Origin of the sequence: Shewanella marinintestina (assembly GCF_023283845.1) — a bacterium.
Lineage (GTDB): Bacteria > Pseudomonadota > Gammaproteobacteria > Enterobacterales > Shewanellaceae > Shewanella > Shewanella marinintestina.
In genome coordinates, this window is record NZ_JAKILC010000004.1 from 189875 (window position 1) to 204094 (window position 14220).

13 protein-coding genes are annotated in these 14220 nt (G+C 43.4%); 7 read left to right on the forward strand and 6 right to left on the reverse strand.

Going from position 1 to position 14220, the window contains the following annotated elements; translation table 11 throughout:
* Positions 1 to 80: 80 nt before the first annotated feature.
* The 3 genes from L2747_RS06190 to L2747_RS06200 form a co-directional block, all read right to left on the reverse strand.
* Complete coding sequence (locus L2747_RS06190; protein WP_248998214.1) at positions 81 to 797, reverse strand: pseudouridine synthase; 717 nt, start codon at positions 795 to 797, stop codon at positions 81 to 83.
* Positions 798 to 919: 122 nt separating this feature from the next.
* Positions 920 to 1633 (reverse strand): hypothetical protein, encoded by a 714-nt coding sequence (locus tag L2747_RS06195; protein WP_248998215.1) that lies wholly within the window; start codon positions 1631 to 1633, stop codon positions 920 to 922.
* Between the two features lie 127 nt (positions 1634 to 1760).
* On the reverse strand, positions 1761 to 3107 hold the full coding sequence (locus tag L2747_RS06200) for a Na+/H+ antiporter NhaC family protein (protein WP_248998216.1): 1347 nt from the start codon (positions 3105 to 3107) through the stop codon (positions 1761 to 1763).
* A gap of 417 nt (positions 3108 to 3524) precedes the next feature.
* Here L2747_RS06200 and L2747_RS06205 point away from each other — a divergent pair, with 417 nt between their 5' ends.
* Complete coding sequence (locus L2747_RS06205; protein ID WP_248998217.1) at positions 3525 to 4049, forward strand: DUF3087 domain-containing protein; 525 nt, start codon at positions 3525 to 3527, stop codon at positions 4047 to 4049.
* 284 nt (positions 4050 to 4333) lie between these two features.
* Positions 4334 to 5500 carry a porin gene (locus tag L2747_RS06210; RefSeq protein ID WP_248998218.1) on the forward strand — a complete coding sequence of 389 codons (1167 nt, stop codon included), beginning with the start codon at positions 4334 to 4336 and terminating at the stop codon, positions 5498 to 5500.
* A 133-nt stretch (positions 5501 to 5633) separates the two neighbouring features.
* Here the strand turns inward: L2747_RS06210 and L2747_RS06215 are convergent, their stop codons facing one another.
* The 3 genes from L2747_RS06215 to L2747_RS06225 all read right to left on the reverse strand — a co-directional run bounded on the left by L2747_RS06215 (position 5634) and on the right by L2747_RS06225 (position 8541).
* Positions 5634 to 6347, reverse strand: a complete 714-nt coding sequence (locus L2747_RS06215) for an oxidative stress defense protein (protein WP_248998219.1) — start codon at positions 6345 to 6347, stop codon at positions 5634 to 5636.
* A gap of 145 nt (positions 6348 to 6492) precedes the next feature.
* Positions 6493 to 7134: a 5,6-dimethylbenzimidazole synthase gene (gene bluB, locus L2747_RS06220; RefSeq protein ID WP_248998220.1), complete on the reverse strand. Its 642-nt coding sequence runs from the start codon at positions 7132 to 7134 to the stop codon at positions 6493 to 6495.
* A 90-nt stretch (positions 7135 to 7224) separates the two neighbouring features.
* A complete protein-coding gene (locus L2747_RS06225) occupies positions 7225 to 8541 on the reverse strand; it encodes an anaerobic C4-dicarboxylate transporter (protein WP_248998221.1) in 1317 nt (438 codons plus the stop codon).
* A 549-nt stretch (positions 8542 to 9090) separates the two neighbouring features.
* Between L2747_RS06225 and L2747_RS06230 the strand changes: the two genes are divergently transcribed.
* The 5 genes from L2747_RS06230 to hpt all read left to right on the forward strand — a co-directional run bounded on the left by L2747_RS06230 (position 9091) and on the right by hpt (position 14205).
* Positions 9091 to 10578, forward strand: coding sequence for a SulP family inorganic anion transporter (locus tag L2747_RS06230; protein ID WP_248998222.1), 1488 nt, complete (start codon positions 9091 to 9093; stop codon positions 10576 to 10578).
* Positions 10579 to 10591: 13 nt separating this feature from the next.
* The gene (locus L2747_RS06235) at positions 10592 to 11437 is read left to right on the forward strand and encodes a universal stress protein (RefSeq protein WP_248998223.1); all 846 of its coding nucleotides are present in this window, start codon (positions 10592 to 10594) and stop codon (positions 11435 to 11437) included.
* 181 nt (positions 11438 to 11618) lie between these two features.
* Complete coding sequence (mpl, locus tag L2747_RS06240) at positions 11619 to 13004, forward strand: UDP-N-acetylmuramate:L-alanyl-gamma-D-glutamyl-meso-diaminopimelate ligase (RefSeq protein WP_220781668.1); 1386 nt, start codon at positions 11619 to 11621, stop codon at positions 13002 to 13004.
* A 6-nt stretch (positions 13005 to 13010) separates the two neighbouring features.
* On the forward strand, positions 13011 to 13664 hold the full coding sequence (locus L2747_RS06245) for a flavin prenyltransferase UbiX (RefSeq protein WP_248998224.1): 654 nt from the start codon (positions 13011 to 13013) through the stop codon (positions 13662 to 13664).
* Positions 13665 to 13671: 7 nt separating this feature from the next.
* On the forward strand, positions 13672 to 14205 hold the full coding sequence (gene hpt, locus L2747_RS06250; RefSeq protein ID WP_220781670.1) for a hypoxanthine phosphoribosyltransferase: 534 nt from the start codon (positions 13672 to 13674) through the stop codon (positions 14203 to 14205).
* Positions 14206 to 14220 lie beyond the last annotated feature (15 nt).

The following is a 14220-nucleotide window of genomic DNA, read 5'->3' on the forward strand; positions in this document are numbered from 1 at the left end:
TTTGATTTTTGGTGATTTGTTGAGTTGTCGTTTTGCCATATTGGTAAGACAAAGTTTAATGGTTAACTCGAACCTAAATCTTAAGCAACAGAAGCTAACAATTTCTTTAGTTCATCGGAACTTAAAGGTCTCATCTCACCCTCAGGCAAATCCCCCAACTGCAAACTCTGAATCGACACTCGTTTAAGGTCGATAACCTTAAATCCCAAGGCTTGCGACATACGCCTAATCTGGCGGTTTAAACCTTGGGTTAAGGTTATCTGATATTTATCAGAGCCTAAACGGCTCATCACACAAGGTAAAGTGACGACATCTTTATAGCTGACCCCTGCGGCCATGCTCGACAGAAAAGCATCATCAAAAGCACGGTCAACTTGCACATGGTAAGTCTTAGCATGACCAAAATCTGGATGCATCAGCTTGTGCGTCAGCTCACCATCGTTGGTTAAAATCAGTAGACCACGACTGTCTTTATCAAGACGGCCAACTGGATAAAGCCTTGGAGAGGTCGGCAATAGATGCAATAAACTGTTTGGTAAGTCTGGTAGTAGGCGGCTGTCAGTGCCTACAGCTTTGTTAAATAACCAATAAGCCTTCGCTTCAACATTAGCAACGAGCTCATCGTTAACGTAAATCAGCTCTAAGCATTGTTGGCCGTCTGCAGTGTCGATAATAGTGACTGTATCAACATGGTTTGCTTGACGTTCACCAATGCGTACCAAGCCATCTCTGATAAAACGGGTGGCAGCACGGCGTGAACAGCAGCCGGTTAATGCGAGGTATTTTGCGAGTCTCATTGGAGATTGGTGCTCTTTATTAATACTTAATGCTCAGCGTATAGAACTGTGAGCGTAGAGTTAATTGTAGTGTTAGTGCTCCATCGTTAGCACTGTCTTTCAATACTTTGTAAATAACAGGACTACTCAGGAGCCAAATAATGCTGCGCCAGTGACTGCTGGTTTATTATTGCCACTTTACGAATTCCCCATGCGTGGGCTAGACACCAGATCATTACTATATTGGTTTGTGCCCACATAGTGATAGGCACCCAGCAGTAATGGCTTTGAGTATGGGGCTTGTCACAGGGAGTAAAATCTAAGGTGTGCCAGTTTAACTGAAAAACCAGTCCTGATGCGGCAATAAAGCCCAAAACACTAATAAAAAATACTGGCCAACTGCAGGCTGAATTGTGGTTAAATTTATCGGTAATACACAGAAAGTACATAAGTACTGTACCCACTAAAAAACAGGTTGAAACGAGTCTATGGGTTTCTAAATAGTTGATAGGAAAAATGCCCATCAAGATCACGCAAAAGCCAACCCAAGCGCCAATCAAAGATAGGTAATTACTGAAGTAGCCCAGCTTTAATAGAAACAAGGCCACCATAGACAACACAATACATAAGCCGGCTATCATCAAAGAGATGTTGTAGATAAATGCGTAGCGGGTATAGGTATAGTCGCCTAAAAAATCAGCGCGTTGATTAAGCACTTCTGAGCCAATATTTTGGTATTCAAACCAAACTGATAGCGACACGCCTATCGCCGCAATTAATGCTCCCATAAAAATCATCACCACCACTAGGCGGTGCAGATCATACTGCATAGATTGATGTTCTAATGTGTTGCTCATAGCTATCCTGCTGTGATTTCACGGCGTAATAAACAGCAAAAAGGAGTACATTTTCATGTACTCCTTGATGGGATTAATCAGTTCTTTATGAACAGATTTTAGTACCTAAAAGCTACAACCTGCCTGATTAATTACGTTTACGCAAGATAACGATGGCAACAGCAACAACCGCTAAGATCATGCAGTACCAAGCGTGAGTAACAACTGTTAATGGCGATAAACTGAAGGTTGAAGCAACCAGCAGAGCTTGTGCACCGTAAGGGATAAGGCCTTGAATGATACAAGAGAAAATATCTAAGATACTTGCTGCGCGCTTAGGTGTTACACCATGCTTTTGAGCAAGATCTTTAGCGATGTCACCAGTAACCACAATCGATACTGTGTTATTTGCTACACAAGTGTTGGTTGCTGCCACAATAGCGGCCATACCTAGCTCTGATGCACGGCACGATGCTTCGCCTTTGGCTTTAGAGAAACGACTAATTAGCTTTTCAATCTGTTGGCTTACAAATGCTAGACCACCTTGTTGCTGCATTAGCGCAGCTAAACCACCGACTAGCATAGAAAGGATGAAGATCTCTTGCATGCTACCGAAACCAGCATAGATATCTTGACCGAATTGGATTACACCGTAATCCATGGTGGCGATGCCAGTAATACCTGCAAGCAGAATGCCGATAGTCAGTACAACAAATACGTTAAGGCCGGCAACGGCTAAGAACAAAATCGTTAAGTAAGGAATGACTTTAACAAAATCAATTTCCTGAGCTGCCACTTGTGCTTGACCTTGGCCAGCTAAAGTAAAAATTACCAAGGTAATGATTGAAGCTGGGATAGCGAAAATCAGGTTCTCTCGGAACTTGTCTTTCATTTCACAACCTTGGGTGCGGGTGGCTGCAATGGTCGTGTCAGAAATAATTGATAAGTTATCACCAAAAAGTGCACCTGAAATTACCGCACCCGCCATAATGGCCAAGTCGATTTGCGCTTCGTTGGCAACGCCTAGTGCAATTGGTGCTACAGCTGCGATGGTACCCATAGAGGTGCCCATTGCGGTTGCGATAAACGCGGCAATCACGAAGAACCCAGGTAGTAGTAAACTTGATGGCACTAAAGACAAACCTAGGGCAACAGTAGCGTCAACACCACCAGTCGCTTTGGCTACTGAAGCAAATGCACCCGCCAGTAAATAAATCATACACATTGCGATGATATTTGAGTGGCCAATGCCGTTTAAGAAGGTTTCTATTGATTGGTTAAGCTTTTGCTTTGAAATCAAAATAGCAAAGATAATGGCGGGTAAAATTGCCACTACACTTGGTAATTGATAAAAGGCAAAGTCTACACCTTGGCTTTGAAAGTAAACGCCAGCACCAATAAATAGCGCTAAAAATAAAAATAGTGGCGTCAGGGCTAAAAACGATGGAGCCGTTTTTGCGGTTTGGGCTTCTGGGGCATTACTGGAAGTCGTCAATGTTATCTCTCTTATCTTCTATCAGTCTTTGAACCATTGTTCCCATTGCCCTCCTAGCTGGAACAAACTATTCATTAGTTATCGCTAAATCATAGAATGGTACATCTCAATAGGTGAGAGGATATGAGATTGAAAGACGTCTGTCAATTTAGACGTCTAGATGTTTTTACTGCTAATAGCTGGTTTGCCAAAAATTGTGAACTCGGTTGGCTTAGCTGTCGCTATTTAAGGTTTGGCTTAAGTTGCCAAGTTTGTGGGTAAAATACAAATCAATTTAAGTAAAGTTCTGTGGATCTGATGAGTGATATTTCATCTAGAGTTTATCGATAAGTGGTAAGCTTGAGTGGTTTAAGTCTTGGGCTAAACCATGGCATATGTAATCAGCGTAAATACCGACTTGATAAAAAGAGAAATAACATGCAATTGATGGATATTGATAAAACAACTTACCGTAAGAACACTAATAAGGTGATCATGAGCTTTGTCGCTAGCTTGGCGATATTAGCTTTGGTATTTGGCGCAATACTTATTCACTTTTTTGGTGCGCCAGCTGCGGTAAGTGGCGAATCAACAGGTAACTTTCATCTTAATGTTATTGGCGTGGTGTTAGCATTAGCGGTTTGCAGCGCGGTATTAAACAGCCAAAAGCAGAAGCCATTTTTTCAAGAAGTTTATTATGTGTGGCGTTTAAAGCAGTTACATAATCAAATTTACCGCAAGCTCGCTAAGATAAAGCAAGCTGCCGAAAATAATGAGCCAAACGCATTTATTATTTTAAGCTTCTATTTTGTCAGCTTAAAACAGGTATACACCCTAGATGACAATACCTTAACTCTTGCAACCGTTGAGCAAGATTTAAATCAGCTTAACGATAAAATAGCCTCTTTAGGTTTGAGTATTAGTGTTGAGCAATTTGAACCTACAATGCTAGAACAGATCTAATACTTACCTCAATACTGTTTGATATCATATCTTCGAAAACGGCTAGCGAACTTGTAATCTAAATTTGGTTAGCTGTTTTGTTCTAGTTTGTCGCGCCATATGCCTGCATTTAAAACCTTTATCACTTTTGGCTTCAACTTGTATTAAGTCATTTATTTGCTATGTTTTTATTTAGTGAATCCTGAATTTAATCATTCAATTCACAGAATATTTATTTTGCTTAAAACGCTTAAGCAAAATCAGAAAAACGGATTGATGAATTGATACCCAAGGTTGGAGATCCCATGAAAAAAGTGCTAGCACTATGTCCTTTTGCGGCTTTGGCCTTTGTGCCGAATTGCTTTGCCGTTGAAGTCTATAAAGATGACAAGAATGTATTTGAGATTGGTGGTTATGTTGATGCTCGAGTGATTGATACTCAGGGCGTCACTGAAGTGGTCAACGGTAGCTCGCGGATTAACTTCGCCTTTACTCGCAATATGTCGAATGACTGGAAGAGCTACGTCAAACTGGAGTGGGGGGTAAATCCATTCGGTAACAGCACGATTTCTTATAGCAGTGAAAGTAATTTTGAAACTAAAAGCGGTGACTTTCTCAATAATCGTCTCGGTTATGTCGGTCTGAGTCACGATGATTACGGTTCTGTTTCTATTGGTAAGCAATGGGGTGCTTGGTACGATGTCGTATACAACACCAACTATGGCATGGTTTGGGATGGTAATGCCTCGGGAACTTACACTTATAACAAGTCTGACGGTGCCATTAATGGTGTCGGTCGTGGTGATAAAATCATTCAGTACCGTAATAGCTTTGGTGATTTTAGTATGGCGGTGCAGATGCAGCTGAAAAACAGCGTATCGGATATCCCTGATGACAATTCTGGTAACCCAAACCGTTTGGTGATGACTGAATACGATAACACTTACGGTGTGGGCTTAACTTATAACGTTACTTCAATGTTTACCTTAACAGCAGGCGGAAATATTGGTGAGCCAGAGGGCATAACAGCCAGTGGCCGAGTAATTTCTGAAACAGATTATATCTATGGTGTTGGCGCGAGTTGGGGCGGCTGGGATCAATTTGGTTTTTATGCCGCTGCGAATGTGAATGCTAACGAGTACCATGACACAGATAATTTGGGCCGCTTTTTACAAGATGCAGTCGGGTTAGAGTCTTTGGTGTCTTACTACTTCGATAATAATATTAAGATTTTGGCCTCTTACAATATTTTAGAGGCTGGCGATGAGTATGAAAGAGTTCACCCAGGCGATGTGTTTAAGCGCCAGTTTGCTTTTGCTGGCGTACACTATTACTGGGATAATAGCTTGGTTATGTATCTAGAAGCGCGTAAGGACTTTAGTGATTTCTCTAGCCGCGATCCAGATAAAGAGGCGGCGCAGCAGCTTACCGAAGATGACGGTGTCGCCATTGGTATTCGCTATATTTTATAGCGTGTCCGTTATTTAGCCTGTTGAATGGCACCAACAGCGTGGGTTCAGTAAGCAAAAAGGCTTGCCTTTAACGGGTAAGCCTTTGTTGTTTTTAAGCTGCACGAATTTTAGTCGTGACTTGCTCCTCAAACGACTAATCTTTTAAACGATAGGTCACTTCAACTCTATCTTGGATCATCACTTGCCCTTGCTGGTAGCTTTGGCCTGCATCGAAGCTTTTAGCTTCTGAGTTCATACGTAGCATGACAGGTTGAATTGGGCGCTGCTCGAAGTAGCTGATCTCCCATACGCCATCGATTTCTTCACCAAAGCCCGCGGCTAAGGTTTTGGCTTTTTGTTGGGCATCTTTAATCGCAGCCATTCTGGCTTGCTCGACATACTCAGCTTCTTTACTCGACTTAAGCGCAATGTTATTGATGCGGTTAATACCTTGCTCAAGTGCTGAGTCGAGGATGTCATTGAGCTTGGCAAGATCCATTACCGTTACCTTGATGCGGCGATTGGCGTTGTAACCAATAAGCTGGTTAGGCTTATTTTTTTCATAGTGATATTGCGGCTGCAAATTGATATTGGCGCTCTGAATAAGCGCTTTATCTATGCCGGCTTTTTCAAGGCGGGCTAGGAAGCTTGCCACAGCTTTGTCTGATCCGCTTTTAGCGTCTTGAGCGGTTTTAGCTTTAATGACCACTTCAACGTTTACTTCAGCCATATCGGCTTTGACGGCGATTTCACTGCTGCCTATGGTATTTAAATGAGGGAAGTCCACATCAGCAGCATGAGCTGTGGTAATCATGCTGCTTGAAGCGATAACTGCAGAAACGACGGCGGCGATAATTGATGATTTCATAATGGCTCCAAAAATAGTAACTGATTCAAGTATGAATGACTTGTCTTGTTAGCTATAAACGTAGCCATTTTGAAAAAGGGTTTTATTTTTAAACTTTTTTTGGTAACTGTTTTTAAAAGTATTTTTATCGACAGTTTAGAGTTAGCTAAAAACTGTCTTTAAACAGTACATCATCAATTACTTTTTGTTGCTCCCAACCGGCGGTTTTTAGTTCTGGCTCATCAAGAAACTCATCCACATAGCCAATACATAAATAGCCAATTAGTTCGCTTTGCTCTGGGGCATTTAGGATTTGTTTTACTGCATTAGGGTCAATAATACTGACCCAACCTACACCGATATTTAGTGAGCGAGCCATTAACCATAGGTTTTGAATGGCACATACCACACTGAAACGCCCCATATCAGGCATACTGGTTTGCCCAAGCACTGGAGTCGATTGTGGTTGATAAAATACCGCAAGGTTAACCGGGGCTTCTAATATGCCTTCTAGTTTGAGCTTGCTGTACTGAGCATTTTTATCGCCAGTAAATTGCGCTTGCCCGGCAATATTGGCCTGTAAAAACGATTGCTGCACTTGTTGTTTTACTTTATCTGAGCGGATCACCACAAACTGCCAGGGCTGCGAGTAACCAACCGATGGTGCGTGCAGTGCGGCCGCAAGCAGTTTATCTAAAACACTGTCATCAACTGGGGTAGGTAAAAAGTGATTGCCGCGTACATCACGGCGAAGGCGCATGATGTCCATAAGTAGGTGGCTATCGTTTAACGAAAATGACTGGCTCATAAGGCTCTCTCAATAAGCAATAAAAAGGCGCCTCAACGGGCGCCTAGAGCTTAACTGTAATTTACAGGTAACGCAGCTAACTTATATGCGTTAGTTAATTAGCATCGATATCGCATAGCCTACAACGGTTGCTGTTATCACACCAATAAAGCCTGGCATGATAAAGCTGTGATTAACGATGTATTTACCTATATGGGTGGTGCCAGTTCTATCAAAGCTAATGGCTGCTAAGTCACTCGGGTAGAACGGGAAGAAGAAGTACGCATAACAAGCTGGTAGCACGCCGATAAGCACCGGCGCAGGAATACCTAGCGAGAAGCCCAATGGCAACATAATAGTTAAAGTGGCTGCCTGACTCTTTAAGAATACCGAAGCGGTGAACATAGCAATGGCAAATGACCAAGGGTGAGCGTGGACAATATCGCTAACTGACTCGATTAAATAGCTTTTGTGATGACCAATAATGGTGTCACTTAACCATGCAATACCAAAAATAATAATCACCGCGGTCATGCCTGCAATAAACACATTGCTGTGCACGATTTTCTTCGGGTCAATTTTGGTCGCGAGCAGAATAATCGCGCCTACCGATAGCATCATAAACTGAATGGCTACCGACATTTTAACGCCTTCTGGCAGTAATTGGTCACTGAACATAGCTAGGGCTATGACCGACAAAATACCGAGTAAAAAGATGCTTAAGCCTTTCTTTGCTGTGTTGTCATTTTTAGCCGAATCAGTAGTATCTGATTCGGTATCAATTAAGCTGTTTCTAAAGTCTTCATCTTGCAGACGTGCTTGAAATTCTGGATCTTTATCGAGATCTTTACCGCGATTAAGGCTCCAAGCTGATGCAACAAGCACACCAATCAATGTCGATGGGATAGTCACTAGTAGCACATCAATCAAACTGATATCTAAGTTGTTTTCCATTGAGGTAGCAATAACGACTGCTGCTGCCGCTGCTATTGGGCTAGCTGTAATACCCATTTGCGACGCCACGGTGGCAATGGCAAGCGGGCGTTCTGGACGAATGCCTTTCTTGTAGGCGACATCGTAAATAACCGGTAATAGCGGGTAAACCGAGTGTCCAGTGCCCACCAATACTGTTAAAGAATACGTACACAAGGGGCCTAGAAATACAATCTGGCTTGGGTGTTTACGCAGTAGTTTTTCTGCGTAGCGTACTAGCAGTTTTAAACCTCCAGTCGCTTCAAGGGTTGCTGACGCCGCTACTACAGCAAGAATAATCAGCATCACGTTGATAGGCGGGCTACCCGGTGCGATACCAAATACAAATGCTAACACCGAGACACCTAAACCACCGAGTAGACCAAAGGCTACCCCACCGTGGCGGATCCCCACAAAGATAACAGTTAACAGCAAGAGCATGTGTACGAAGAACATTGGGGGTTCCTTTATAGTTCAGGCGAAATAAAGAGTCGTGGTGTAGCAGTGATTGTCAGCAATAGCCTTGTTATACCGTATGTCATTAATTGCTTAAATAGCGAGGAAGCAGCAAGGTGATGGGGCGCATTGATTTGATCAACTTTTTGCTAAAACTGTGAACTGGAATGATTCTGAAATAATGGCAACTTTTTACAGATAAAAGTACTAGTTAGTGATTTACACTTAATGAAAAGCTATTTTGTAGTGGTATATGTTGCTTGGCGTGACCTTGGTTGTTTTATGGACTGGATTTTCTGTGTACAATGGCGCTACCTAATCTTTAGCTAAGAGGATATTACTCACTGTGTTAATGACGCCACCCTAACGTTTTGCCCCCCTTATAGCTTTCATTGCTAACTTAAGTATCACACTTAATCCTTTGCGTACGTCAATTCGTTGTCGAATTCTTACAACTGTTTTCTGCGCCAAATTTTATCAAAAAAGCACGCTTAATACGCCAGCCTAATCTCTGGTGCGTACTGCCGTGCGAAAAAACTGAGATGTTCAATGTTTAAAAATTTCAAAAACGATTGGTTGTCTAATATTCGTGGCGATCTGCTTGCGGGCTTGGTTGTTGCGTTAGCTCTGATCCCTGAGGCAATCGCATTTTCTATTATTGCTGGAGTTGACCCTAAAGTGGGGTTGTACGCTTCGTTTTGTATTTCTGTCGTCATTGCGTTTACAGGAGCTCGTCCCGGTATGATCTCTGCTGCAACAGGGGCGATGGCCTTATTAATGGTGACATTGGTAAAAGAGCACGGTTTAGAATACTTGCTTGCAGCCACAGTCTTAACCGGTGTGCTGCAAGTACTAGCGGGATACCTTAAGCTGGGTAACTTAATGCGTTTTGTATCGCGTTCAGTGGTAACAGGTTTTGTTAATGCGTTGGCAATATTGATTTTTATGGCGCAGTTGCCTGAGCTTACCGATGTAACTTGGCATGTCTATGCTATGACCGCTGCTGGTCTCGCCATTATCTACCTTTTCCCGCTTATCCCTTTTGTCGGTAAACTGATCCCTTCACCATTAATTTGCATATTAGTGCTTACTATTGTGGCGGTGATATTTAACCTTGATGTGCGTACGGTTGGCGACATGGGGGAACTGCCAGACACCCTACCTATCTTCCTTTGGCCAGACGTACCTATAAATATCGCAACTCTATTTATCGTATTGCCATATTCTGCTGCACTGGCGATTGTCGGCTTGTTGGAGTCGATGATGACAGCAACTATTGTCGACGACCTAACTGGTACAAAAAGTGATAAAAACCACGAGTGTAAAGGTCAGGGCTTAGCGAATATCTCTAGTGGTTTACTTGGCGGCATGGCTGGCTGCGCCATGATTGGTCAGTCGATGATTAATATCAAATCCGGGGGACGAGGCCGGTTATCAAGTTTTGCCGCTGGTATATATCTGCTGGTTATGGTGGTGTTTCTAGGGCCTTGGTTACAACAGATCCCAATGGCAGCGCTAGTGGCTGTAATGATTATGGTGGCCATTGGCACCTTCTCTTGGCGCTCGATTACCGATATGAAGCAACACCCATTGTCGACCAATATCGTAATGTTAGCCACGGTGGTGGTGGTTGTACTGACACATAACCTTGCTCTTGGTGTGTTTGTTGGTGTGTTACTGGCATCACTATTTTTTGCGAATAAGATTAGCCGCATGATGGTCGTTAAACAACTTGATGTTGTAACGGGGACCAGTGAATACCGTGTCATTGGTCAAGTATTCTTCGCCTCCGCAGACAAGTTTATACAGTCTTTTAATTTCAAAGAGGTATCAGAGTCGGTCACTATCAACCTTTGTGATGCGCACTTTTGGGATGTAACAGCTGTGTCAGCGTTAGATAAAGTGGTGATTAAGTTTCGCCGTGAAGGCACTAATGTGAGTTTAATTGGTATGAATCAAGCCACGCAGACTATTGTTGATAAGTTTGGTGTACATGATAAACCTGAAGAAGTCGAAAAATTACTGGCTGGACACTAAGAGGATGACAAGAATGAATAATATCGTTGCATGTATTGATGGTTCAAAATTGACCTTAGCGACCTGTGAAGCCAGTGCTTGGGCAGCTCAAAAAATTCAGCAACCGTTAACCTTGCTGCATGTACTTGAAAAAACAACTCGGCCTGTGGTGAGTGAACTGTCGGGCCAAATTGGCTTAGGTAGCCAAGAAGAGCTGCTTAATGAGTTAGTTGAGCTGGATGAGCTGCGTAGTAAAGTCGCCTTAAAACATGGCAAGCAGTTGTTAGCAGATGCTAAAGAACTCGCCTTGGTTAGAGGGGTTGATGAGGTGGCCCAATTACAGCGTCATGGCAACTTTATCGAGACCTTAGCAGATTTTGACGCTGACTTGAGCTTATTGGTGATGGGGAAATCAGGTGAAGAGCATAGTGCCAGCAGTACGATTGGCTCGCAGCTAGAAAGCGTAGTTCGCTCGATTAAGTCAGATATCTTCGTGGTCAGTGAATACTTTAATCCGCCAAATGCCTACATGATTGCTTTTGATGCTAGTGACGCCAGCGAATTGTTAATTGAAAAAGTCATCAAATCTCCTCTGCTGGCCAGCTTGGAGTGTCATTTAGTGATGGTCAGTAATCAAGGTGATAAAAGCTTAGCTTTTGAGGGCGCGGCAGAGCGACTGAAACAAGCAGGTCTATTTATCACTCAGAGCGTGTTAACTGGCGCTGTCGATGAAGCATTATTAAGTTATCAACAGCAACAGCAGCTCGATATGATAGTGATGGGAGCCTACAGCCATACTAGATTGCGGCAGTATTTTGTGGGGAGCAACACAACTCAAGTGCTAGCCAAAAGTATAGTTCCTTTATTGATCATACGTTAACTACACGCCTTGATGATGTTATTAGCCATGTGCCAAAGGGGGCATGGCTAAGTTATTCAAGCAAGCAATATCAGGTTCAGGCTTGGTAATTTTAAGTGAGTATTTAAAGAAGAGTTAACTGACAAAGCTGGTCGCAATTGGGTAGAATGAGGCAGATTTTTTATTCACTAGAGTGGCTGGCATGCACGTACATATATTAGGGATTTGTGGCACCTTTATGGGTGGCTTAGCATTATTGGCTAGAGCGGAAGGGCACAAAGTCACCGGCAGCGATGCCAATGTTTATCCGCCAATGAGTACGCAACTCGAAGAGCAGGGTATCGAGCTTATTCAAGGCTTCGATCCGTCACAATTAGGCATCAATGAAGATGATGCGCCAGATTTAGTGGTGATTGGTAATGCCATGAGTCGCGGTAACCCTTGTGTTGAAGCGGTATTGAATCGTGGAATTAAATACACTTCAGGGCCACAATTTTTAGCCGAGCACATTTTGCCACAGCGCTGGGTACTGGCTGTATCGGGCACTCACGGCAAAACCTCAACCTCAAGTATGCTTGCATGGATTTTAGAAGACTGTGGCTATGAGCCTGGCTTTTTGATTGGCGGTGTACCACAGAACTTTGGCGTATCTGCACGCCTAGGTGGCTCACCTTTCTTTGTGGTTGAAGCGGACGAATACGACAGTGCATTTTTCGATAAGCGTTCTAAGTTCGTCCATTATCAGCCGCGCACATTAGTGATTAACAACTTAGAATTTGATCACGCTGATATTTTTGATGATTTAAAAGCGATCCAACGTCAGTTTAACCACGTAATACGTACCGTACCCGGTGAAGGCAAGATCATTTGGCCTGCGGATGCGAGCAGTGTTCAGCAAGTGATTGATATGGGCTGCTGGAGCGAACAAGAGACCTATCACCTAGCGGCAAATAAGCAAGGTTGGTATGCGGTGAACTTGGCGGAAGATGGTCATAAGTTTGAGGTCTTCTTCGATGGAGAGTCTCAAGGTACTTTAGACTGGCAATTAATTGGCCAACACAATATTGAAAATGCAGTAATGGCGATTGCCGCTGCGCGCCATGTAGGGGTTAAACCTGAGGCGGCAATTAATGCGCTAACTCAGTTTGCACCACCAAAGCGCCGTATGGAGTTACTGGACACTGTAAATGGTATTGAAGTGTATGACGATTTTGCCCATCACCCTACGGCGATTACAACTTCGTTAAGCGGCATGCGTGCTCGGGTTGGGAAGAGCAAAATTACCGTGATTTTAGAGCCTCGTTCTAACACGATGAAAAGCGGCGTGCACAAAGATACCTTAGCCAACTCTTTGAGTTTGGCGACTAACGCCTTTTTATATCAAGCGGGTAACATCGATTGGGATATCAGCGAAGCGATGGCATCGGCATCAGTTCCGGTTGAAGTCTTATATGATATCGATGAGATTGTGGCTAAGGTCGCAGCTCAAGCTGAGCCGGGAGAGACTATTATTGTAATGAGTAATGGTGGTTTTGGTGGATTACACCAAAAGCTGCTCGCTGAGCTTCGTATTAACATAGGTAAATAATAGGCCATGAGCGTTAAATATCGTAAAGCAGAAAAGTCGATAAGCTTAGCTTGGACCGGTGCGTCTGGTGCGCCGTACGGCTTGAGATTGCTAGAGATTTTATTGAAAAGTGATTATCAGGTATTTCTGATGATCTCATCGGCTGCTCGCGTGGTGTTAGCCACTGAGCAGGGCCTACAACTGAGCGCTAATACCGACAAGGCTAAACAGCAATTACTCGCCCAATTTGGTGAGGTTGCTGGTGAGCTTATCGTTTTAGGCAAAGAAGAGTGGTTTTCACCACCTGCGTCGGGCTCCGCTGCGCCGAAGCAAATGGTGATTTGTCCGTGCAGTACCGGCACTTTAGCTGCGGTTGCCACGGGTATGAGTAATAATTTGTTAGAAAGAGCGGCAGATGTCGTAATAAAAGAACGCGGCCAATTAATCTTGGTTCCGCGAGAAACTCCTTTTAGCGCCATACACTTAGAGCATATGTTGTCACTTTCTAAGCTAGGTGCGACCATTATGCCGGCGGCACCAGGCTTTTATCATAATCCCAAATCGGTTGAAGATCTGGTAGACTTCATGGTCGCTCGAATTCTTGACCATCTGGGCGTTAACCATGCACTAACGAATCGCTGGGGTTATGACAAGCATAACGTAAGCGATTTCGACAACTGAGAGTTATATGAAACACACCACTGAAGTGATGATCACTGCTGAAGAGATCGATCAAAAATTGGATATTTTGGCTGAGCAGATTAATGCACATTATGCCGATAGCGACCGCCTACTAATGGTAGGTCTGTTAAAAGGTTCTGTTGTTTTTATGGCAGATCTTTGCAGACGTATTAAAGGTCACGTTGAGATCGATTTTATGTCGGTTTCAAGCTATGGCAATGCAATGAGCAGCAGCCGCGATGTAAAAATCCTTAAAGACGTACAGTCTGATATTCAGGGGCGTGATGTACTGATCGTTGAAGATCTCATTGATTCAGGCAATACCTTGTACAAAGTTCGCGATATGTTGTTGCTACGTGAGCCAAAGAGTTTGGCGCTTTGTACTTTACTGGATAAGCCTGAACGCCGTGAAGTTGACGTACCTGTGGACTTTATTGGCTTCACTATCCCTGACGAGTTTATCGTTGGTTATGGTATCGACTATGCGGAGCAGTATCGTAACCTGCCTTACATCGCTAAAGTTGTGCCGTTAGAAGACTAAGCAAAAGTTAAGTTA

Excerpts from the sequence above, each read along its gene's own strand:
- L2747_RS06215 (WP_248998219.1), bottom strand. The coding sequence starts at position 6,347 with ATGAAATCATCAATTATCGCCGCCGTCGTTTCTGCAGTTATCGCTTCA.
- L2747_RS06225 (WP_248998221.1), bottom strand. The coding sequence starts at position 8,541 with ATGTTCTTCGTACACATGCTCTTGCTGTTAACTGTTATCTTTGTGGGG.
- mpl (WP_220781668.1), top strand. The coding sequence starts at position 11,619 with ATGCACGTACATATATTAGGGATTTGTGGCACCTTTATGGGTGGCTTA.
- L2747_RS06230 (WP_248998222.1), top strand. The coding sequence starts at position 9,091 with ATGTTTAAAAATTTCAAAAACGATTGGTTGTCTAATATTCGTGGCGAT.
- L2747_RS06205 (WP_248998217.1), top strand. The coding sequence starts at position 3,525 with ATGCAATTGATGGATATTGATAAAACAACTTACCGTAAGAACACTAAT.
- L2747_RS06245 (WP_248998224.1), top strand. The coding sequence starts at position 13,011 with ATGAGCGTTAAATATCGTAAAGCAGAAAAGTCGATAAGCTTAGCTTGG.
- L2747_RS06195 (WP_248998215.1), bottom strand. The coding sequence starts at position 1,633 with ATGAGCAACACATTAGAACATCAATCTATGCAGTATGATCTGCACCGC.
- L2747_RS06190 (WP_248998214.1), bottom strand. The coding sequence starts at position 797 with ATGAGACTCGCAAAATACCTCGCATTAACCGGCTGCTGTTCACGCCGT.
- bluB (WP_248998220.1), bottom strand. The coding sequence starts at position 7,134 with ATGAGCCAGTCATTTTCGTTAAACGATAGCCACCTACTTATGGACATC.
- L2747_RS06210 (WP_248998218.1), top strand. The coding sequence starts at position 4,334 with ATGAAAAAAGTGCTAGCACTATGTCCTTTTGCGGCTTTGGCCTTTGTG.
- L2747_RS06235 (WP_248998223.1), top strand. The coding sequence starts at position 10,592 with ATGAATAATATCGTTGCATGTATTGATGGTTCAAAATTGACCTTAGCG.
- hpt (WP_220781670.1), top strand. The coding sequence starts at position 13,672 with ATGAAACACACCACTGAAGTGATGATCACTGCTGAAGAGATCGATCAA.